Genomic DNA, 20,593 nt, shown 5'->3' on the forward strand with positions numbered 1-20,593 from the left:
TCGCCGACATACCGTGGTGAAGCCGCGGCCGTCGTCACGCCTTGCGCAGCCAGAGGGTCGCCAGCGGCGGCAGCGTCAGCGTCGCGTGGGCGGGCTGGCCGGTGTGCTCACCCTCGTGGGCCTCCACGCTGCCGAGGTTGCCGACGCCCGAGCCGGTGTAGCCCTCGGCGTCGGTGTTGACGACCTCCTCCCACCTGCCGGTCGAGGGGAGCCCGAGCCGGTAGTCGTGGTGCGGGACCGCGGAGAAGTTGGCCACGCACACGAGGTCGGCGCCGTCGTCGCCCCGTCGCAGGAACGAGAACACGTTGCGGCCGGCGTCGTTGGCGTCGATCCAGGTGAACGCGCTGGGCTCGTGGTCGCGCTGCCACATGGCCGGGGTGTCGGCGTAGACCGCGTTGAGGTCGCGGACGAGGGACTGCACGCCGCGGTGCTCGGGGTGGTCGAGCAGCCACCAGTCGAGCTCGCGGGCCTCGGCCCACTCCGACTCCTGGCCGAACTCCGCGCCCATGAAGAGCAGCTGCTTGCCGGGGTGGGCCCACATGAAGGCGAGGTAGGCGCGCAGGTTGGCGAGCTGCTGCCAGCGGTCGCCGGGCATCTTGCGCAGCAGCGAGCCCTTGCCGTGCACGACCTCGTCGTGGCTGATCGGCAGCACGTAGTTCTCCGACCAGGCGTAGACGATCGAGAACGTCATCTCGCCGTGGTGGTAGGAACGGTGGATGGGGTCGTGCTCGACGTAGCCGAGCGAGTCGTGCATCCAGCCCATGTTCCACTTGAACCAGAAGCCGAGGCCGCCGTCGGAGGTGGCGCGGGTGACGCCCGGCCACGAGGTCGACTCCTCGGCGACCGTGATCGCGCCGGGGACCCGCTTGCCGACGGTGCCGTTCATCTCCTGGAGGAACTGCACCGCCTCGAGGTTCTCGCGGCCGCCGTGGACGTTCGGCGACCACTCGCCGGGCTCGCGGGAGTAGTCGAGGTAGAGCATCGACGCGACGGCGTCGACGCGCAGGCCGTCGACGTGCATCTCCTCGAGCCAGTAGAGGGCGTTGGCCACCAGGAAGTTGCGGACCTCGCGACGGCCGAAGTTGAAGATGTAGGTGCCCCAGTCGGGGTGCTCGCCGCGCGAGGGGTTGGGGTCCTCGTAGAGGGGGGTGCCGTCGAAGCGGGCCAGCGCGAAGTCGTCCTTGGGGAAGTGCGCGGGCACCCAGTCGACGATGACGCCGATGCCGGCCTGGTGCAGCCGGTCGACGAGGTGGCGGAAGCCGTCGGGGTCGCCGAACCGCGAGGTCGGTGCGAAGTACGACGTGACCTGGTAGCCCCACGACCCGCCGAAGGGGTGCTCCATCACGGGCAGGAACTCGACGTGGGTGAAGCCGAGGTCGGTGAGGTAGGGGACCAGGTGGTCGGCCAGGTCGGCGTAGCTGTAGGTGCCGCCGCCCCAGTGCTTGCGCCAGGAGCCGAGGTGGACCTCGTAGACCGACATCGGCTGGTGCAGCGGGTGCCGCTTCGCGCGCTGCGACATCCACTCCTGGTCGCCCCACTCGTACGTCGACTCGAAGACGACCGACGACGTGGCGGGCGGGATCTCGGTGTGGAAGGCCATCGGGTCGGCCTTCTCGCGCCAGTGCCCGTCGGCGCCGAGGATGACGAACTTGTACCCGGTCCCGGAGCCGACGCCGGGCACGAAGAGCTCCCACACGCCGGAGGTGCCGAGCTGGCGCATCGGGTGCTCGCGGCCGTCCCAGTTGTTGAAGGACGCCTTGAGCCGCACGCCGCGCGCCGCCGGCGCCCACACGGCGAAGGAGGTGCCGGTGATGGTGTCGCCGGTCGGCGTCTCGTAGCGGTGGACGCGCGAGCCGAGCACCTCCCAGAGGTTCTCGTGACGGCCCTCGTTGATGAGGTGGAGGTCGACCTCGCCGAGCGTCGGCAGGAACCGGTAGGGGTCGTCGACGTCGTGGGAGGGGCCGTCGTAGGCGACGCGCACCCGGTAGTCGGGCACCTCGTCGCCGGGCAGCACGCCGACCCAGATGCCTTCGTACTCGTGCTCGAGCCGCGTCTCCTTGCCGCCGTGGACGACGGAGACGGAGGAGGCGAGCGGCCTGAGGACGCGCACCGTGACCGACCCCTCGTGGGGGTGCGGCCCGAGGATGGCGTGCGGGTGGCCGTGCTCGCCCCGCACCAGCAGGTCGAGCTCGTGGTGGTCGACGGGCATCACGGAAGTGGTCATGACTCCTCGATCCTGGCGATGGCCTCGAGCGGGATCGACACCCAGCTCGGTCGGTTGCGCTTCTCGTACACGGCCTCGTAGACGGCCTTGTCGGCGACGTACGCCGCAAGCAGCGCCTGCTCGTCGACCGTCACGTCCTCGCCGGCGTAGGCGTCGAGGAAGGCCTGGGTGTTGCGGGCGGCCCACTCGGCCGCCCGGTAGTGGCGCTGGTCCTGCCCGTCGGGGTCGACGTCCGCGGCGGACTTCTCGGCGACCCGGGGGGCGTAGTCGAAGGAGCGCAGCATCCCGGCGACGTCGCGCCAGCGCGAGTCGGGCCGGGTGCGCTCGGCGAGCGGCTTCGCGGGCTCGCCCTCGAAGTCGACGAGCTTCCAGCCGTGGACGGTGCGCAGCGTCTGCCCGAGGTGCAGGTCGCCGTGGATCTGCTGGACGGGGACGTCGCGCATCCGGCGGACGTGGTCGAACAGGCCGCGGAGGCGTGCCGCGTGCGGCTCGAGCTCGGGGACGATGGCGACGGCCTCGTCGAGCCGGCGGTGCATGCCGTCGGCCAGCGCGTCGACCTGCTCGCGGGCGAGCACGTCGGTCGGGAAGCTCTCGGCGAGCGTCTGGTGGGTCTCGGCGAGGGCGACGCCGAGCCGGGCCGCCTCGCCGGCGAAGTCCCCGCCGACCTCGTCGGCGTGCAGGTCGGCCTCGCCGAACAGGTTGCGCACGCTGTTCAGGGCGAGGTCCCAGCCGTCGCTGGCGGTGCGCAGGAACTCCTGCAGCATGGCGAGGTGGAGGACCTCGCCGTCCTCCTCGACCTCGAGCCAGCCGTAGAGCGCGGCGACGTGGTCGCTGCCCGCGCGGGTCAGGACGTCGTGGACGGTGACGTCGGGGTTGGCGCCCGGCGTCACCTTGCGGAACACCTTCATCAGCGAGTCCTCGCCGAACATCGCCGTGGAGTTGGACTGCTCGCCGCTGAAGAGCGTCGAGTGGACGGTGAGGTCGAGCTCGTGGCCGGGCAGCCGGTGGAACTCCAGCGGCCCGCCGGACGGCGGCTCCGCGAACGAGCGCAGCCAGCAGGCCATCGCCTCGCGGTCGTGCAGCGCGTCGTAGACGTGGCTGTCGCCGAAGTCGGGGTCCTCCCACTCGCCGACCTTGGCGTGCTCGAGGTGGTCCTGCGGCTCGGGGTAGAACGCGAGCGGCACCTGGTACCGCTCCCGGTCCGGGGAGGAGCCACCGCCGGCACCGTCGGCGTACTCGACGGTGACCAGGTCGATCGCGGCGTGCGGCCCGCCCGGCTCGGCACCGGGCACCTCGCCGATCCTGCTCACGCCGGTCACCGTGAACGGGCGTCCCTTCCCGCCGAACCAGCGGGCGTGCTCGAGGAACAGGGCCAGCAGCTCGGGCGGGTGGTGGACGTCCGTCATGCAGGGGCTCCCTCGTCTGTCGCGGGGCGGGTCAGCCGGAACCAGTAGAAGCCGTACCCACCCAGCGTGAGCAGATACGGGAGCTCGCCGATGCGGGGGAACGGGACGTTGCCGACCAGCTCCACGGGCACCAGCCCCTCCCAGCGGCGCAGGTCGAGCTCCACGGGCTGCGGGAAGCGGGAGAGGTTGTTGACGCAGATGATCACGTCGCGGGTGCCGTTGTCGGCGAGGTGCTCCCGGGCGTACGACAGCACGCTGGGGTTCGAGCCGCCGAGGTCGGTGAACGACCCGAGCCCGAACGCCGGGTGGGCCCGCCGGTTGTGGATCATCCGCCGGGTCCAGTGCAGCAGCGACGAGGAGTTCTCGAGCTGGGCCTCGACGTTGACCGCCTGGTAGCCGGTGACCGGGTCCTGGATCAGCGGCAGGTGCAGCTTGCCGGGGGTCGCGGACGAGAAACCGGCGTTGCGGTCGGAGGTCCACTGCATCGGCGTCCGCACGCCGTCGCGGTCACCGAGCCAGATGTTGTCGCCCATGCCGATCTCGTCGCCGTAGTACAGGACGGGCGACCCGGGGAGCGAGAGCAGCAGCGCGGTGAACAGCTCCATGCGGTTGATGTCGTTGTCCAGCAGCGGGGCGAGGCGCCGGCGGATGCCGATGTTCGCCTTCATACGGGGATCCTTGGCGTACTCGTCCCACATGTAGTCGCGGTCCTCGTCGGTGACCATCTCGAGGGTCAGCTCGTCGTGGTTCCGCAGGAAGATGCCCCACTGGCAGCCGGAGGGGATGTCCGGCGTCTGCTCCATGATCTCGGAGATCGGGAAGCGCGACTCGCGCCGCACCGCCATGAAGATGCGGGGCATCACCGGGAAGTGGAACGCCATGTGGCACTCGTCGCCGCCCACCTCGGGGTCGCCGAAGTACTCCACCACGTCGGCCGGCCACTGGTTGGCTTCGCACAGCAGCACCCGGCCGGGGTACTCCTCGTCGACGATCCTGCGGACCTTCCTGAGGAACTCGTGGGTCTCGGGGAGGTTCTCGCCGTTGGTGCCCGGCCGCTCGTAGAGGTAGGGCACGGCGTCGAGCCGGAAGCCGTCGAGACCCATGTCGAGCCAGAACCGCATCGCGTCCAGCATCGCCTCGTGGACCTTCGGGTTGTCGAAGTTGAGGTCGGGCTGGTGGTGGAAGAACCGGTGCCAGTAGTACTGCTGGCGGACCGGGTCCCAGGTCCAGTTGGACGGCTCGGTGTCCACGAAGATGATGCGCGCTTCCTCGTAGAGCTCGTCGGTGTCCGACCACACGTAGAAGTCGCCGTAGGGGCCGTCCGGATCGGTCCGGCTGGCCTGGAACCACGGGTGCTGGTCACTCGTGTGGTTCATGACGAAGTCGATGATCACGCGGATGCCGCGCTTGTGCGCCTCGTCGAGGAAGTCGTGGAAGTCCTCGACGGTGCCGCACTCGGGGAGGATGTCGTTGTAGTCGGCGACGTCGTAGCCGCCGTCGCGCAGCGGCGAGGTGAAGAACGGCGGTACCCACAGGCAGTCGACGCCCAGCCAGTGCAGGTAGTCGAGCTTCTCGATGAGGCCGCGGAAGTCACCGGTGCCGTCGGCGTTGGAGTCGCGGAACGACCGCACCAGCACCTCGTAGAAGACGGCGGTCTTGAACCACTCCGGCTCCTCGCTCACCGGCTTCAGCCCGCCGGCGGTTCCCGTGAGAGCCCCGGTGGTCGCCCCGGTGGTCGCCCCGGTGGTCGCCCCGGTCGTCATGGTCGCGGGGCGCTCGCTCAACGGGTCCTCCTGACGCTCAGCACGTGAGCGGGTTCGTGACCCGGGTCGAGCCGCACGTAGTTGTGCTGGCCCCAGCTCCAGGTCTGGTCGGTGATCTCGTCGTGGACGAGGAGGGAGTCGTGCCAGTCCATGCCCATCGCCGGCAGGTCGAGGTGGACCATCGTCTCGCGCGTGGCGTGCGGGTCGAGGTTGATCACGACGATGACGGTGTCCTCGTCGCCCTCGCCGGGCGGGTCCGTGGGGAGCCGGGTCGACTTGGAGTAGACGAGGACGTTCTCGTCGTCGCTGCTGTGGATCGTGACGTTGCGCAGCAGCTGCAGCGCGGGGTGCCGGCGCCGGATGTCGTTGAGCCGGGTGAGGTACGGCGCCAGGGTGCGGCCCTCGGCCGCCGCGCCGTCCCAGTCGCGGATCCGGATCTGGTACTTCTCCGAGTCGAGGTACTCCTCGCTGCCCGGCTTCACGGCGACGTGCTCGAAGAGCTCGTACCCGGCGTACACACCCCAGCTGGGGGAGGAGGTGGCGGCCAGGGCCGCGCGGACCTTGAACGCCGCCGGCCCGCCGTACTGCAGGTAGGCGTGGAGGATGTCCGGGGTGTTGACGAAGAAGTTCGGCCGCATCAGGTGGTCGGTCTCGTGGGAGAGCTCGCGGAGGTAGTCCTCGATCTCCCAGCGGGCGGTCCGCCACGTGAAGTAGGTGTAGGACTGGTGGAACCCGACGGCGCCGAGCCCGCGCATCATCGCCGGCCGGGTGAACGCCTCGGAGAGGAAGAGGACGTCCGGGTCGGAGCGCCGGATCTCCCGCAGCAGCCACTCCCAGAACGCCACCGGCTTGGTGTGGGGGTTGTCGACACGGAAGACGCGGACGCCGTGGCTCATCCAGAGGCGCACCACCCGGAGGATCTCGCGGCAGATGCCCTCGGGGTCGTTGTCGAAGTTGAGCGGGTAGATGTCCTGGTACTTCTTGGGCGGGTTCTCCGCGTAGGCGATGGTCCCGTCGGCGCGGGTGGTGAACCACTCCGGGTTGGTCTGCACCCACGGGTGGTCGGGCGCCGCCTGCAGCGCGAGGTCGAGCGCGACCTCGAGGCCGAGCTCGCGCGCCCGCCTGACGAACGCGTCGAAGTCGTCGAACGTGCCGAGGTCGGGGTGGATGGCGTCGTGGCCGCCGTGGCGGCTGCCGATCGCCCAGGGGGACCCGGTGTCGTCGGGGCCGGGGGTCAGCGTGTTGTTCGGGCCCTTGCGGTTGACCTCGCCGATCGGGTGGATCGGCGGCAGGTAGATGATGTCGAAGCCCATCTCGGCCACGGCCTCGAGCCGTTTGGCGGCGGTCCGGAAGGTGCCGCTCGTGACCTTGCCGGTCTTCTCGTCGCGGGTCGCGCCCTCGGAGCGCGGGAAGAACTCGTACCAGCTGCCGTAGAGCGCCAGGCGGCGGTCGGCGTACACGGAGTAGGGGCCCTCCACGGTGACCAGCTCGCGGAGCGGGTGGTCGTCGAGAATCCGCTCGAGGTCGGGGTGCTGCAGCGCGGCCAGCCGTGCCTCGGCGGGCCGGCCGGTGTCGGCCGCGGCCGCGATGCCGCCCTTCACGAGCCGGGCAGCCTCGTCGTGCCCGGCCGGCAGCCCGGCGAGCACCCGCTCCAGCAGCAGCCGGCCCTCCGTGAACATCAGCTCGACGTCGACCCCGGCCGGGATCTTGATCCCGGCGTCGTGCTGCCAGGTGGCGACGGGGGCGGACCAGGCGTGGATCTCGAACGCCCACGCGCCCTCGGAGTCGGGGGTCACCCAGGCGTCGTACCGGTCGGGCTCGCTCTCGTGCTTGGTCATCCGCACCGGCGGGCGCCGCACGCCGGCGGGGTCGGTCAGCACGACCTCGGCGCCGAGCTTGTCGTGCCCCTCGCGGAACACGGTGGCGGTGACGGGGAACGGCTCGCCCAGGGTCGCCTTGGCGGGCTGCCGTCCCAGGTCCACGACAGGCATGACGTTCATGACGGGGATGCGTCCGACCATGGGCACCACCCTTCCGAACTCCGGTGCAGGGGCGCAACCCGCCGACCACGCGGCAGGCGGCGGGGAAGGTCACCGCGGCCCGACCCGTGTGAGCCGGCTCGACCGGGGTATGGCGCACGTCTCAGAACATGCCCCAATGCGGGGTTGGATCGTTCCAGAGAATGGCGCTACCGTCGTCGGGTGCGTGCAATTCGACGATTCACCGTCCGTCCCGTCCTGCCGCCGGCGCTCGCGCCGCTGGGGGACCTGGCCGGCAACCTGCGCTGGTCGTGGCACCCCGAGACCCAGGACGTCTTCCGGGCCATCGACCCCGACCTCTGGGAGCGCAGCCACCACGACCCGATGCGGCTCCTCGGCGCCGTCGGCCGCGAGCGGCTCGACGAGCTGAGCCAGGACCCGCAGTTCCTCGAGCGCCTCGAGGTGGCCCGCGCCGACCTCGACGCCTACCTCAACGGCGACCGCTGGTACTCCGGCGCAGGCGCGGACGCCCCCCGGTCCATCGCCTACTTCTCCCCGGAGTACGGCATCACTGCCGTGCTCCCGCAGTACTCCGGCGGCCTCGGCATCCTCGCCGGCGATCACCTGAAGGCCGCCAGCGACCTCGGCGTCCCGCTCGTGGGCGTCGGCCTCCTCTACCGGCACGGCTACTTCAAGCAGTCCCTCTCGCGCGAGGGCTGGCAGCAGGAGACCTACCCGATCGTCGACCCCGACGAGCTCCCGCTGTCGCTGCTGCGCGAGCCCGACGGCAGCCGCGCGATCGTCACCATCGCCCTCCCGGGCGGCGCGGAGCTCGTCGCCCGCATCTGGGTGGCCAGCGTCGGCCGGGTGCCGCTGCTGCTCCTCGACTCCGACGTCGAGGAGAACCCCGACCACCTCCGCCAGGTCACCGACCGCCTGTACGGCGGCAACAGCGAGCACCGGCTCCGCCAGGAGCTGCTGCTCGGCGTCGGCGGCGTCCGCGCGCTGCGCGCCTGGTCCCGCATCACCGGGGCGCCGGCGCCGGAGGTGTACCACACCAACGAGGGTCACGCCGGCTTCCTCGGCCTCGAGCGGATCCGTGAGCTCACCGTGGGCGGCGGCCCGGAGCTGGACTTCGACACCGCGCTCGAGGTCAGCCGCGCGTCCACCGTGTTCACCACCCACACCCCGGTCCCGGCCGGCATCGACCGGTTCCCGCGGGACCTCGTCGAGCAGTACTTCGGCGGCGCCGGAGCCGGTGCCGTCCCGGGCGTTCCGGTCGACCGCGTGCTCGCGCTCGGCGCCGAGGACTACGAGGGCGGCGACCCGGGCGTGTTCAACATGGCCGTGATGGGCTTCCGTCTGGCGCAGCGCGCCAACGGCGTCTCCCAGCTCCACGGGCACGTCAGCCGCGGGATGTTCAACGGCCTGTGGCCGGCCTTCGACGAGGCCGAGGTGCCGATCACCTCGATCACCAACGGCGTCCACGCCCCGACCTGGGTCGGCCGCGAGGTCTTCGAGCTCGCCGCCGAGCAGGGCGCCGACCCCGACACCGACGACCCGGACGCCTTCTGGCAGGTCGTCGACAAGATCCCGGGCTCCGCGGTGTGGGCGACCAAGCGCCAGCTGCGCGAGAACCTCGTCCGGGACGCCCGTAAGCGGCTCGCCCGGTCGTGGGTCGAGCGGGGCGCCGCCGCCGCCGAGCTGTCGTGGATCGAGTCCGCGCTCGACCCCGACGTGCTCACCATCGGCTTCGCCCGCCGCGTTCCTTCGTACAAGCGGCTGACGCTGATGCTGCGTGACCCGGAGCGCCTCAAGCGGCTCCTGCTCCACCCGGAGCGTCCGGTGCAGCTGATCATCGCCGGCAAGTCGCACCCCGCCGACGACGGCGGCAAGAAGCTGATCCAGGACATGGTGCGCTTCGCCGACGACCCCGAGGTCCGGCACCGCATCGTCTTCCTGCCCGACTACGACATCGGGATGGCGCAGCCGCTCTACCCGGGCTGCGACGTGTGGCTCAACAACCCGCTGCGCCCCTACGAGGCCTGCGGCACCTCCGGCATGAAGGCGGCCCTCAACGGCGGCCTCAACCTGTCGATCCTCGACGGCTGGTGGGACGAGTGGTTCGACGGCAACAACGGCTGGGCGATCCCGTCCGCCGACGGCGTCGACGACCCCGACCACCGCGACGACCTCGAGGCCACGGCCCTCTACGACCTCATCGAGAACGAGGTCGCGCCGCGGTTCTACGACGTCGACGCGGAGGGCGTGCCCACCCGCTGGCTGGAGATGGTGCGCCACACCCTCAAGTCGCTCGGCCCCAAGGTGCTGGCGACCAGGATGGTGCGCGACTACGTCCGCAAGCTCTACGCCCCCGCGGCGCAGACCGGGCGCCGGCTCAACTCCGACTACCGCGGCGCCACCGAGCTCGCGGCGTGGAAGATGCGGGTCCGCTCCGGCTGGCACGCCGTGCGCGTGGAGCACGTCGAGAGCAGCGGCGTCGGCGACTCCGCCGAGGTCGGCAGCACGCTCTCGGTCCGTGCGTTCGTCTCGCTGGGCGACCTCGCGACCTCCGACGTCGACGTGCAGCTCGTGCACGGCCAGATCACCGGTGAGGACGCACTCGTGGACACGCGGTTGCAGTCGCTGGGCGAGGCCGAGAGCTACGAGGGCGGCCGCTACCGCTTCGACGGCGAGGTGCGCCTCGACCACAGCGGGGCGTTCGGCTACACCGTGCGGGTCGTGCCCAGGAACGACCTGCTCGCCTCGCCTGCCGAGCTCGGTGTGGTGGCGCTGCCCACACACTGAGCCCCCCGCCGGGGGGTCGCCTCGCGGCGTCCCCCGGCGGCCTGCAGGATGATCCCGGACCGGCGCGAGCTGTCACCGTCCAGCCGACAGCTCGCGCCGGTTCGTCGTTCCCGGGGTCGCCGGCCCGCCGGGCTCAGGGGTGGGCGCGGATGACCAGGACGCTGCGGGCGTCGAGGTCGAGGCAGTCGCCGGCCTTGACCGACGTCCCGGCCGGGAGCGCCGGGTCCGTCGCGAGCACCACCTCGCCGGAGTGGACCCAGTCGTTCTCGGGGAGCACCACCTCGACCGGCTCCGCCGAGCTGTTGAACCACATGGCGAACGAGCGGTCGTGCTGCTGCTCGCCGCGGGGGCCGGGCGAGCGCAGCGGGTCGCCGGACACGAACATCCCGATGACGCGCAGCGAGTCGTCGTGCCAGTCCTGACGGGTCATCTCCCGCCCGGACGGGTGCAGCCAGGTGAGGTCCTTCGCCCCGCCCTCGATGGTCGGGGTCCCGTCGAAGTGGTGGCGCTGGCGCAGCGTGTGGTGCTCGCGCCGCAGCCGCAGAGCCGCCTTTGTCACCTCGTAGACGTCGAGCCAGGCGTCGTCGGGCCGCCAGTCGATCCAGGAGACCTCGTTGTCCTGGCAGTAGGCGTTGTTGTTGCCGCCCTGCGTCCGACCGCGCTCGTCGCCCGCGGTGATCATCGGCGCGCCGCTCGACAGGCAGAGCGTGACCATCAGGTTCGCCGCCTGGCGGCGGCGCAGCGCGACGACGTCCTCGTCGTCGGTCTCGCCCTCGACGCCGCAGTTCCAGGAGCGGTTGTCGTCGGTGCCGTCCCGGTTGTGCTCCCCGTTGGCCTCGTTGTGCTTGCGGTCGTAGGAGACCAGGTCGCGGACGGTGAAGCCGTCGTGGGCGGTCACGAAGTTCACCGAGGAGTACGGCGAGCGGCCGTCGTCGGCGTACAGGTCCGAGGAGCCGGCGAGCCGCGAGGCGACCTCGCGCACTCCGGCGGAGTGCTGCCGCCAGAAGTCGCGGATGGTGTCGCGGTACCGGTCGTTCCACTCGACCCACGGCGGCGGGAACGACCCGACGCGGTAGCCGTCCATGGACGCGTCCCAGGGCTCGGCGATGAGCTTGACGTACCGGAGCACCGGGTCCTGCTGGACCGTCGTCATGAAGGCGCCGCGCATGTCGATGTCGTGGCCGGTGCGCGCCAGCGCCGAGGTCAGGTCGAAGCGGAAGCCGTCGACGTGGAACTCGGTCACCCAGTAGCGCAGCGAGTCCAGGATCAGCCGCAGCGCGCCGCGGTCGGTGGTGTCGACGGTGTTGCCGCAGCCGGTGACGTCCCAGTACGCGTCGGCGCCGGTGCCGGCCCGCTTGTAGAAGCCGACGTCGTCGAGGCCGCGGAAGCAGTACGACGGCCCGTCGCGGGGCCCCTCCGCCGTGTGGTTGTAGACGACGTCGAGGATCACCTCGATGCCGGCGCGGTGGAAGCTCTTCACCATCTGCTTGAACTCGGTGACCTGCTGGCCCGTCGTGCCCGAGGACGAGTACGCCCCGTGCGGGGCGAAGTAGCCGATGGTGTTGTAGCCCCAGTAGTTGGTCAGGCCGCGCGCGGCGACCGCCGGCTCGGTGAGGAACTGCTGGACCGGCAGCAGCTCCACCGCCGAGACGCCGAGGTCCTTGAGGTAGTCGATGACGGCGTCGCTGCCGAGCCCGGCGTAGGTGCCGCGCAGGTGCTCGGGCACGCGGTCGTGGAGCGCGGTGAAGCCCTTGACGTGGAGCTCGTAGATCACCGTGTCGCGCCAGCGGGTGAGCAGGTGCCGGTCGCCCTCCCAGTCGAACTCGTCGTGCACGATGACAGAGCGCGGCATCGAGGCGGCCGAGTCGAGTTCGCTGCGGGTCGCGCCGTCGCCGGTGTGGGGGAGCAGGGCGGGGCCAGGCGTCACGTCGCCGGTGATGGCCCGGGCGTACGGGTCGACGAGGAGCTTCGCGGGGTTGAACCAGCGGCCGTGCTTCGGGTCCCAGGGGCCGTCGGCCCGCAGGCCGTACTGCTGGCCGACGGGGATGCCGGGGATCTGGCCGTGCCAGACGCCGAGGGTGTGCTCGGTGAGCCGGTGACGGGTCTCGGTGCCGTCCTCGTCGAAGAGGCACACCCACAGCGCGGTGGCCTCGGGGGACCAGACGGCGAAGTTCGTGGCGGTCGGCGCCCAGGTCGCGCCCAGCATCTGGTGGTGTCCCGGCCAGACCGGCGCGGTCTCGTCCCGGTGGCTCCAGCGCCATGTGTTCGGGGTCACCCGGCCCATTGTGGCGCAGGCCGTGTGCCATGGGGGCCCGGGGCACGCACCCCGAGGCCGTCGTCCGGGCTCCCCCCGATGCATGGTTACCCTGCCCAGCAGCCGCCGGCAGGCGCCGGCGCCGCCCCGGTGCCAGGCCGGCACCGGGTCCCGACTCTCAGGAGGACCTTCCATGGGTGAGTTCTGCCGTCTCGAGATCGCCGACGGCGTCGGCACGATCCGGCTCGACCGACCGAAGATGAACGCGCTCAACGAGCAGGTCCAGGAGGAGATCCGGGCGGCGGCGACCGAGGCAGCCGGGCGCGACGAGGTCCGGGCCGTCGTGGTGTGGGGCGGCGAGCGCGTCTTCGCGGCGGGCGCCGACATCAAGGAGATGGCGGACATGTCCTACACCGACATGGTCCGGCGCTCCGGTGGCCTGCAGTCCGCCTTCACGGCCGTCGCGAAGATCCCCAAGCCCGTGGTGGCGGCCGTCAACGGCTACGCGCTCGGCGGCGGCTGCGAGCTCGCGCTGTGCGCCGACGTGCGCATCGCCGCCGAGGACGCCGTGCTGGGCCAGCCCGAGATCCTGCTCGGCATCATCCCCGGTGCCGGCGGCACGCAGCGGCTCACTCGCCTGGTCGGCCCGAGCAAGGCCAAGGACCTCGTGTTCACGGGCCGCTTCGTGAAGGCCGACGAGGCGCTGCAGATCGGCCTCGTCGACCAGGTCGTCGCGCCCGAGAACGTGTACGACGAGGCGCTCGCCTGGGCCCGCCGCTTCACGAGCGCGGCCCCCTTCGCGCTGCGCGCGGCGAAGGAGAGCATCGACCGCGGGCTCGAGGTCGACCTCGAGACCGGGCTGGAGATCGAGCGCCAGCAGTTCGCGGCCCTGTTCGCCACCGAGGACCGCACCATCGGTATGCGATCCTTCGTCGAGCACGGACCGGGCAAGGCCGAGTTCGTGGGTCGCTGACGATGAAGAGGAGAGCCGGCGTGAAGGTGACGTCAGCGAGGGCGCGCACGTCCGTCGCGCAGGTGGTGTGGCTGCTGTGCGTGGTGGCGGCGCTGCTGCTCGCGGTGGGTGCGCTGTTCATCGCCCTGGCCTTCAACCGCGACAACGCGCTCGTGAGCCTGGTCCTCGACGGCGCGGAGGTCGTGGACCTCGGCATCTTCTCGCGCACGGACGGCATCAAGCAGTTCGGCGGCGAGGACGCGGAGACCAAGAACGCGCTGCTCAACTGGGGCGTCGCCGCGGTGGCCTACCTCGTGGTGGGCCGGCTCGTGGACCGGGTGGTCCGCCCCTGACACCTCGCTGTGAGCCAGCCCACCGAGGGCGCCATTTCACAGCAAGTTTCCCGCCGGTAACATCGCAACCACATCGAGTGCACAGGAGGGGCCGCAACGGCCATCACCATGAACATTGTCGTGTGTGTGAAGTACGTGCCCGACGCGACGGCTGACCGCCGTTTCGAGTCGGACAACACCGTGGACCGCGTCGGCGTGGACGGGCTGCTCTCGGAGCTCGACGAGTACGCCGTCGAGCAGGCGCTGCAGATCAAGGACAAGGCCGAGAGCCCCGAGGACGTGACGGTCACCGCGCTGTGCGTGGGTCCGGAGCAGGCCACCGACGCCGTGCGCAAGGCGCTGCAGATGGGCGCCGACAAGGGCGTCCTCGTCAGCGACGAGGCCGTGGCCGGCTCGGACGCCGTGGCGACGTCGCTGGTGCTGGCCAAGGCTGTCGAGAAGATTGGTGGCGCCGACCTCGTCATGTGCGGCATGGCCTCGACCGACGGCGCGATGAGCGTCGTGCCGGCGATGCTGTCCGAGCGGCTCGACTGGCCGCAGGTCACCTACGCCGCCGTGATCGAGACCCAGGGCGACCAGGTCCGCATCAAGCGTGACGGCGACACCGCGACCGAGGTCGTGGGCGGCACCATGCCGCTGGTGGTCTCCGTGACCGACCAGTCCGGCGAGGCCCGCTACCCCTCGTTCAAGGGGATCATGGCGGCCAAGAAGAAGCCGCTCGAGACCTGGTCGCTGTCCGACCTCGGTGTCGACGCGTCGCAGGTCGGCATGGACGCCGCGTGGACGCAGGTCCTCGAGACCACCGAGCGCCCGCCGCGGACCGCCGGCGAGATCGTGACCGACGAGGACGGCTCGGGCGCTGCTGCGCTGGCCGACTTCCTCGCGTCCAAGAAGTTCATCTGAGGAGCGTGACGATGTCCGAGATCCTGGTACTGGTCGACCACGCCGACGGTGCGGTGAAGAAGCCGACCCTCGAGCTCCTCACGATCGCCCGGCGGCTCGGTGAGCCCTCGGCGGTGTTCATCGGCTCCGGCGCCCAGGGCGCCGAGGTGGCCGAGGCCGTGAAGAAGTACGGCGCGGAGAAGGTCTACGTCGTCGACGACGCCGAGCTCAAGGGCTACCTGGTGGCTCCGAAGGCCGAGGCGCTGCAGCAGCTGGCCGAGAAGACCTCGGCCGCGGCGGTGCTGATCCCGTCGTCGGTGGAGGGCAAGGAGGTCGCCGCCCGGCTGGCGATCAAGCTCGAGTCGGGTCTGATCACCGACGCGGTGGACGTGCAGGCGCAGGACGGCGTCCCGGTGACCACGCAGAGCGTGTTCGCGGGCAACTACACCGTCAACGCGAAGGTCACCAAGGGCACCCCGATCATCACGGTGAAGCCGAACTCGGCCGCGCCGGAGGAGGCCGCGGGCGCCGGCACGGTCGAGGAGTTCGCCGCGACCGTGTCCGAGTCGGCCCGCAAGGCGCAGATCGTGGCCTCGCAGCCGCGGCAGGCGTCGGGTCGCCCCGAGCTGACCGAGGCCGCCATCGTGGTCTCCGGCGGCCGCGGCACCGGCGGCAACTTCGAGCCGGTCGAGCAGCTCGCCGACGCCCTCGGCGCGGCGGTCGGCGCCTCGCGTGCCGCCGTCGACTCCGGCTGGATGCCCCACAGCTTCCAGGTCGGCCAGACCGGCAAGACCGTCTCGCCGCAGCTCTACGTCGCCAACGGCATCTCCGGCGCGATCCAGCACCGCGCCGGCATGCAGACGTCCAAGACCATCGTCGCGGTCAACAAGGACGAGGAGGCGCCGATCTTCGAGCTCGTCGACTTCGGCGTGGTGGGCGACCTGCACGCCGTGCTCCCGAAGGCGACCGAGGAGATCACCAAGCGCAAGGGCTGATCCCGGCCCGGTCCCGACACGCTTGCTGCGCAAGCTGCTCGACCACCGAAAAGCGCTGACCCGCCCGAAAGCTTCGGGCGGGTCAGCGTCATTTCGGGGCTGTGCGCTCAGCGGTTGCGGAAGAAGCCGAACGAGCCGCCCTCGTCGATGATCCCGACGGGGAAGGCCTTGACCCGCCGGTCGCCCTTGTCCGGGCCGCGCTTGACGGTCCGGATCCGGACCAGCCGCTCGGACACGTTGTTGGTCGTGTCGCTCTCCACCAGGTTCAGCAGCGGGTTGGCGTGGACGACCACGTTGTAGAGGCCGTCGGGGACGTTCTTCAGGCGGAACGCCTGGCCGACCCGGTACTGGTAGTAGGTGTCGCCCGAGCCGGCCGAGAGGACCTGCCGGACCGACAGCGCGCCGCGGCCGTCGCAGGCCGTGGAGAGGTCGGTGCCGCCGGGCTGCCAGTCGGCGCCGGGGACGGTGTAGTCGACCGCGTCGGTGTTGGCGAGGCAGAACGACTGCTTGCGCGACTTCACGACCTGGCCGCCCTCGACGGCCTCGAGGCGGTACTGCGCGAAGTCCTCGAAGTGCCAGTGGTTGTGGTTGCCGGCGTGCCAGCCCATCTCACCGACCGGGTCGGGCGTGCGGCCGACCTGCTCGCCGTCGCTGTCGAAGAAGAACTGGTACGTGTGCAGGTGGTCGTCGCTGTCCTCGCGGAAGCCCTCGACCACCAGCGGGCTGTCACCGGCGTTCCACACGTTGGCCGCGAAGCGCAGCGCGGTGCTCTTCCGGTTCACCTGGAGGTCCCAGGCCGGCAGCGAGCGCAGGTCCGGCAGCGGGCCGGCCTGGGCGCCCTCGGCCGTCATGGGCCGCTCGTCGAGGCCGCGCTCGCCCGGCGCCGGGTGGCCGTCGGCGCTCCGGGGAGCCCTCGGCCGGAAGCTGCCGTCCTCCTTGACCACCTTCAGCGTGAAGGTGCGGGTGGCGTCGGCCTCCTCGATGCCGAAGGCCGTGACGTAGGGCTCGGTGATGGTCGCGGTGACGTCGTACTCGCCCTGCTTGAGCGGGAGCGACATGCCCCACTCGTCGACGATGTGGTTGGACCAGCCGGCCTGCACGCCCATCACGGAGCCGAGCGTGTAGGGGTTCCACGGGCAGCCCTGCGGGTAGGGGGAGCGGGCGGGTGCGTCGGGGTGGATGCGCTGGCCGCGACCGTTCAGGCAGCCCGGGAGGGTCATGCTGGTCAGCGGCTGCGTGGAGCCGGGTCGCGTGATGGTCACGTCGACGAAGTCGGTCAGCCCGGTGAACGACGTCATGCTGCCCTCGGGCAGCGTGACGCGGGTGCCGTCGGGCTGGACCCAGGTGGCGACGACGGGGTCGTCGTACGACGCCCGCTGCGACCACACCTCGACGGCCGCCTCGGGCGCGACGACCCGCAGCCCGAGGTTGGTGTAGGCGTTGCCGCGCCAGGTCTGGGCGGTCACCTCGGTCGGCGCCCACAGGGTGAGCGGCGAGGTCGTCCCGTCACCGTGGCCGGGGGCGGCGGAGCTGGAGCCGCCCGGCAGGAGGGCGACGGAGGCGGCGAGCACCGCCGTACCGCCCAGCAGGGAGGCCAGGCGGGTGGTTCGAGCGTGCACGGGTACTTCCTCTCTCGGGGATCCGGATCCCCTGGTCGGGGACGGCCGTCCCTCGCAGCATTGACGCGGCCGGACGTCGATCGGTTGCGTCCGGGACGACACGTCGTGACGTGGTCCAGACGGGACTCTGCAGACGTGTCCGGACCTCGCGCCGAGCATGACGTTCCCGAGACGGCCCCAGCCCCCGTGCGGCTGCCGACTAGTCTCGCAGCATGGCTGACGAGTCTCCCGTCATTTCCGCTGCGGAGCGCGCCCGCGCCGCCAGCCACGGCCTGGCGGTCGCCACCCGCGCCGCCAAGGACGCCGCGCTGCACGCGATGGCCGACGCCCTCGTCGCCGCCACCGCCGACGTGCTGGCCGCCAACGCCGAGGACCTGGCCCGGGCCGAGGAGGCGGGCACCCCCGCCAACATCCTCGACCGGCTGCGGCTCGACGAGGCCCGCGTGGCCGCGATGGCGCAGGGGCTGCGCGACGTCGCCGGCCTGCCCGACCCGGTCGGGGAGGTGGTCCGCGGCAGCACCCTCGCCAACGGGCTCGAGCTGCGGCAGGTGCGGGTGCCGTTCGGGGTGGTCGGGATGATCTACGAGGCGCGCCCCAACGTCACCGCCGACGCCGCCGGCATCTGCCTGAAGTCCGGCAACGCCGTCCTGCTGCGCGGCAGCTCCAGCGCGCGCTCCAGCAACCGGGCGATCGTCGCGGTGCTCCGCGAGGGCGCCGCGGCCGCAGGGCTCGACCCCGACGTGGTGCAGCTGGTGCCGGGCGACTCCCACGACAGCGTCAAGGAGCTCATGCGCGCCCGGGGTCTGGTCGACGTGCTGGTCCCGCGCGGCGGCGCCGGGCTCATCCGCAGCGTGGTCGAGGAGTCCACGGTGCCCGTGATCGAGACGGGCGTCGGCAACTGCCACGTCTACGTCGACCGGGCGGCCGACCTCGACATGGCGCTGTCGATCGTGGTCAACGCCAAGACCCACCGGACCAGCGTGTGCAACGCTGCCGAGTCGTTGCTCGTGCACGCCGACGTGTCCGACGAGTTCCTCCCGCGGGTCGTGGCGGCGCTCCAGGACGCCGGCGTCACGATCCACGGCGACGAGGCCTTCACGGCGTACGACGGGGTCGTGGCGGCGACCGAGGCGGACTACGCGGAGGAGTACCTCTCGCTGGACATCTCGGCGCGCGTGGTCCCCGACCTCGAGGCGGCCGTCGACCACATCCGGCGCTACTCCAGCCAGCACAGCGACGCCATCGTCACCGGTGACCAGGCCGCGGCCCGCCGGTTCGTGGCGGCCGTGGACTCCGCCGCCGTCCTGGTCAACGCCTCCACGCGCTTCACCGACGGCGGCGAGTTCGGCTTCGGCGCCGAGATCGGCATCAGCACCCAGAAGCTCCACGCCCGCGGCCCGATGGGGCTGCCCGAGATGACGTCCACGAAGTACGTCGTCACCGGGGACGGGCACGTGCGCTGAGCCACACCGGAGCGACCGGTATCCTCTGCAGCATGTCGCTCAGCGTCCTCACCACCCTTGCCGCCGAGGAAGCCCACCACGAGGTCGACCAGCTCCTCAGCTGGGGCATCGGCGTGGTCTCCCTCGTCATCCTGCTCGGCATGCTGCTCGCCCTCGTGGCGTTCGGCGGAGGACGCGAGCACAGCTGAGCACCGCACCGCGCGACGCCGCGCCGACCGCCCAGCCCGCCCCGACCCGCCGCCGGCGGGTCGGCGTGATGGGCGGCACGTTCGACCCCATCCACCACGGGCACCTCGTGGCGGCTTCGGAGGTCCAGGCCTGGTTCGACCTCGACGAGGTCGTGTTCGTGCCCACGGGTGCGCCGTGGCAGAAGGCGCACCGCGAGGTCTCGCCCCCGGAGCACCGCTACCTGATGACAGTGATCGCCACGGCGTCGAACCCGCGCTTCAGCGTCTCCAGGGTCGACGTCGACCGCGGGGGGCCGACGTACACGATCGACACCCTGCGCGACCTCCACGAGCGGCTGCCCGACTCCGACCTCTACTTCATCACCGGCGCCGACGCGCTCGCCGAGATCTTCACGTGGCGTGACGCCGAGGAGCTGTTCGAGCTCGCGAACTTCGTGGGCTGCACCCGGCCGGGCTACGAGATGGACCCGGCCACGCTCGAGAAGATCCCGGCCGACAAGGTGACCATGGTCGAGATCCCCGCGCTCGCGATCTCCTCGACGGACTGTCGCGAGCGCACCCGGCGGGGCGAGCCGGTCTGGTACCTCGTGCCGGACGGCGTCGTCCAGTACATCGCCAAGCACCACCTGTACGAGGCGGGCGTTCCCGCCGCCACCCTTCCGGAGGACCTCACGTGACCGCCACCGACCACGCCCTCGAGCTGGTCCGCGCCGCCGCCCGCGCCGCGTCGGACAAGCTCGCCCAGCAGATCATCGCCTTCGACGTCAGCGAGCAGCTGGCCATCACCGACGCCTTCGTGCTCGCCTCGGCGACCAACGACCGGCAGGTCAAGGCGATCGTCGACGAGGTCGAGGACAAGCTGCGGGAGATCGGCGCCAAGCCGATCCGCCGCGAGGGCGAGCGCGACGGTCGCTGGGTGCTCATCGACTACGGCGACGTGGTGGTGCACGTGCAGCACGAGGAGGAGCGGCAGTTCTACGCCCTCGAGCGGCTGTGGCGCGACTGCCCGACCATCGAGCTGCCCGCCGACGTCACCTCCGGTGGCTGACGGTTCCCCCGCCCGGCCGCGGCGGCTGGTGCTGCTGCGGCACGGCCGCACGGCGTGGAACGTCGAGCGGCGCGGCCAGGGCCATGCCCAGGTCGAGCTCGACGACACCGGCCACCGCCAGGCCCGTGCCGTGGCGCCCGCGGTCGCCGCGATGTCGCCGGCCCTGATCTGGTCCTCGGACCTCGCGCGGGCGCTGCAGACCGCCGGCTACGCGGCCGAGGCGACCGGCCTCGAGGTCGTCGTCGACGACCGGCTGCGCGAGTACGACCTCGGCGAGCGCACCGGGATGACCATGACCGAGTACGCCGCGGCACACCCCGAGGAGTACCGCCGCTTCCGCGCCGGCCGGTACGACGTCGTGCCCGGCGGCGAGACGACCCCACAGGTGGTCAAGCGGGTCACCGAGTCGGTCCACGCGGCGCTCGACGCGCTGGCGCCGGGGGAGTGCGGCGTGCTCGTCGGCCACGGGGCCGCGCTGAAGGTCTCCGTCGTCGCGCTGCTGGGCTGGCCCGAGGAGGCTGCGGCGACCCTGCAGGCTCTCGACAACTGCGCCTGGGTCGAGCTGCGCGACTCCGGCGTCGACGGCCGGCTGCGGCTCGCGGCGTACAACCGCACCGTGGTCTGACGGGCCTCGAACGGGCGGGTGACCGGGGTTCCGA

At 71.5% G+C, this 20,593-nt stretch carries 16 protein-coding genes; 10 read left to right on the forward strand and 6 right to left on the reverse strand.

The features are described from left to right. Nucleotides 1-34 precede the first annotated feature (34 nt). The 4 genes from glgB to ACFP2E_RS08690 are packed head-to-tail and all read right to left on the reverse strand — an operon-like array spanning nucleotide 35 to nucleotide 7,414. A complete protein-coding gene (gene glgB / locus ACFP2E_RS08675; protein WP_378523234.1) occupies nucleotides 35-2,224 on the reverse strand; it encodes a 1,4-alpha-glucan branching protein GlgB in 2,190 nt (729 codons plus the stop codon). Beyond that, complete coding sequence (locus tag ACFP2E_RS08680) at nucleotides 2,221-3,630, reverse strand: hypothetical protein (RefSeq protein ID WP_378523235.1); 1,410 nt, start codon at nucleotides 3,628-3,630, stop codon at nucleotides 2,221-2,223. The genes glgB and ACFP2E_RS08680 overlap by 4 nt, the downstream gene beginning before the upstream one ends. Then, nucleotides 3,627-5,393, reverse strand: coding sequence for a maltose alpha-D-glucosyltransferase (gene treS / locus ACFP2E_RS08685; RefSeq protein WP_378523436.1), 1,767 nt, complete (start codon nucleotides 5,391-5,393; stop codon nucleotides 3,627-3,629). The genes ACFP2E_RS08680 and treS overlap by 4 nt, the downstream gene beginning before the upstream one ends. 17 nt (nucleotides 5,394-5,410) lie before the next feature. Next, nucleotides 5,411-7,414: an alpha-1,4-glucan--maltose-1-phosphate maltosyltransferase gene (locus ACFP2E_RS08690; protein ID WP_378523236.1), complete on the reverse strand. Its 2,004-nt coding sequence runs from the start codon at nucleotides 7,412-7,414 to the stop codon at nucleotides 5,411-5,413. 180 nt (nucleotides 7,415-7,594) lie between these two features. Here ACFP2E_RS08690 and glgP point away from each other — a divergent pair, with 180 nt between their 5' ends. After that, a complete protein-coding gene (glgP, locus tag ACFP2E_RS08695; RefSeq protein ID WP_378523237.1) occupies nucleotides 7,595-10,180 on the forward strand; it encodes an alpha-glucan family phosphorylase in 2,586 nt (861 codons plus the stop codon). Between the two features lie 133 nt (nucleotides 10,181-10,313). Here the strand turns inward: glgP and glgX are convergent, their stop codons facing one another. Then, nucleotides 10,314-12,455 (reverse strand): glycogen debranching protein GlgX, encoded by a 2,142-nt coding sequence (gene glgX / locus ACFP2E_RS08700; RefSeq protein WP_378523238.1) that lies wholly within the window; start codon nucleotides 12,453-12,455, stop codon nucleotides 10,314-10,316. A 172-nt stretch (nucleotides 12,456-12,627) separates the two neighbouring features. On the opposite strand from glgX, the gene ACFP2E_RS08705 reads away from it, so the two are divergent. The 4 genes from ACFP2E_RS08705 (at nucleotide 12,628) to ACFP2E_RS08720 (ending at nucleotide 15,616) form a co-directional block, all read left to right on the forward strand. Then, a complete protein-coding gene (locus ACFP2E_RS08705; protein WP_378523239.1) occupies nucleotides 12,628-13,407 on the forward strand; it encodes an enoyl-CoA hydratase/isomerase family protein in 780 nt (259 codons plus the stop codon). A gap of 20 nt (nucleotides 13,408-13,427) precedes the next feature. Further along, nucleotides 13,428-13,739 (forward strand): hypothetical protein, encoded by a 312-nt coding sequence (locus ACFP2E_RS08710; RefSeq protein ID WP_378523240.1) that lies wholly within the window; start codon nucleotides 13,428-13,430, stop codon nucleotides 13,737-13,739. Between the two features lie 108 nt (nucleotides 13,740-13,847). After that, nucleotides 13,848-14,642, forward strand: a complete 795-nt coding sequence (locus tag ACFP2E_RS08715; protein ID WP_378523241.1) for an electron transfer flavoprotein subunit beta/FixA family protein — start codon at nucleotides 13,848-13,850, stop codon at nucleotides 14,640-14,642. An 11-nt stretch (nucleotides 14,643-14,653) separates the two neighbouring features. After that, the gene (locus ACFP2E_RS08720; protein ID WP_378523242.1) at nucleotides 14,654-15,616 is read left to right on the forward strand and encodes an electron transfer flavoprotein subunit alpha/FixB family protein; all 963 of its coding nucleotides are present in this window, start codon (nucleotides 14,654-14,656) and stop codon (nucleotides 15,614-15,616) included. A gap of 107 nt (nucleotides 15,617-15,723) precedes the next feature. On the opposite strand, the gene ACFP2E_RS08725 is transcribed toward ACFP2E_RS08720, so the two are convergent. Then, complete coding sequence (locus ACFP2E_RS08725; protein WP_378523243.1) at nucleotides 15,724-17,235, reverse strand: lysyl oxidase family protein; 1,512 nt, start codon at nucleotides 17,233-17,235, stop codon at nucleotides 15,724-15,726. Between the two features lie 212 nt (nucleotides 17,236-17,447). Here ACFP2E_RS08725 and ACFP2E_RS08730 point away from each other — a divergent pair, with 212 nt between their 5' ends. The 5 genes from ACFP2E_RS08730 (at nucleotide 17,448) to ACFP2E_RS08750 (ending at nucleotide 20,559) form a co-directional block, all read left to right on the forward strand. Further along, nucleotides 17,448-18,698 carry a glutamate-5-semialdehyde dehydrogenase gene (locus tag ACFP2E_RS08730; RefSeq protein WP_378523244.1) on the forward strand — a complete coding sequence of 417 codons (1,251 nt, stop codon included), beginning with the start codon at nucleotides 17,448-17,450 and terminating at the stop codon, nucleotides 18,696-18,698. A gap of 32 nt (nucleotides 18,699-18,730) precedes the next feature. Beyond that, nucleotides 18,731-18,886: a hypothetical protein gene (locus ACFP2E_RS08735; protein WP_378523245.1), complete on the forward strand. Its 156-nt coding sequence runs from the start codon at nucleotides 18,731-18,733 to the stop codon at nucleotides 18,884-18,886. Nucleotides 18,887-18,954: 68 nt separating this feature from the next. After that, nucleotides 18,955-19,563, forward strand: a complete 609-nt coding sequence (nadD, locus tag ACFP2E_RS08740; RefSeq protein ID WP_378523246.1) for a nicotinate-nucleotide adenylyltransferase — start codon at nucleotides 18,955-18,957, stop codon at nucleotides 19,561-19,563. Next, nucleotides 19,560-19,934 (forward strand): ribosome silencing factor, encoded by a 375-nt coding sequence (rsfS, locus tag ACFP2E_RS08745; protein WP_378523247.1) that lies wholly within the window; start codon nucleotides 19,560-19,562, stop codon nucleotides 19,932-19,934. The genes nadD and rsfS overlap by 4 nt, the downstream gene beginning before the upstream one ends. Next, entirely contained in the window at nucleotides 19,927-20,559 is a 633-nt protein-coding gene (locus tag ACFP2E_RS08750; RefSeq protein ID WP_378523248.1) for a histidine phosphatase family protein, read from the forward strand. Before rsfS ends, ACFP2E_RS08750 begins: the two co-directional genes overlap by 8 nt. The last annotated feature ends 34 nt before the right edge of the window (nucleotides 20,560-20,593 follow it).

Source organism: Nocardioides sp. GCM10027114, from assembly GCF_042659625.1.
GTDB lineage: Bacteria > Actinomycetota > Actinomycetes > Propionibacteriales > Nocardioidaceae > Nocardioides.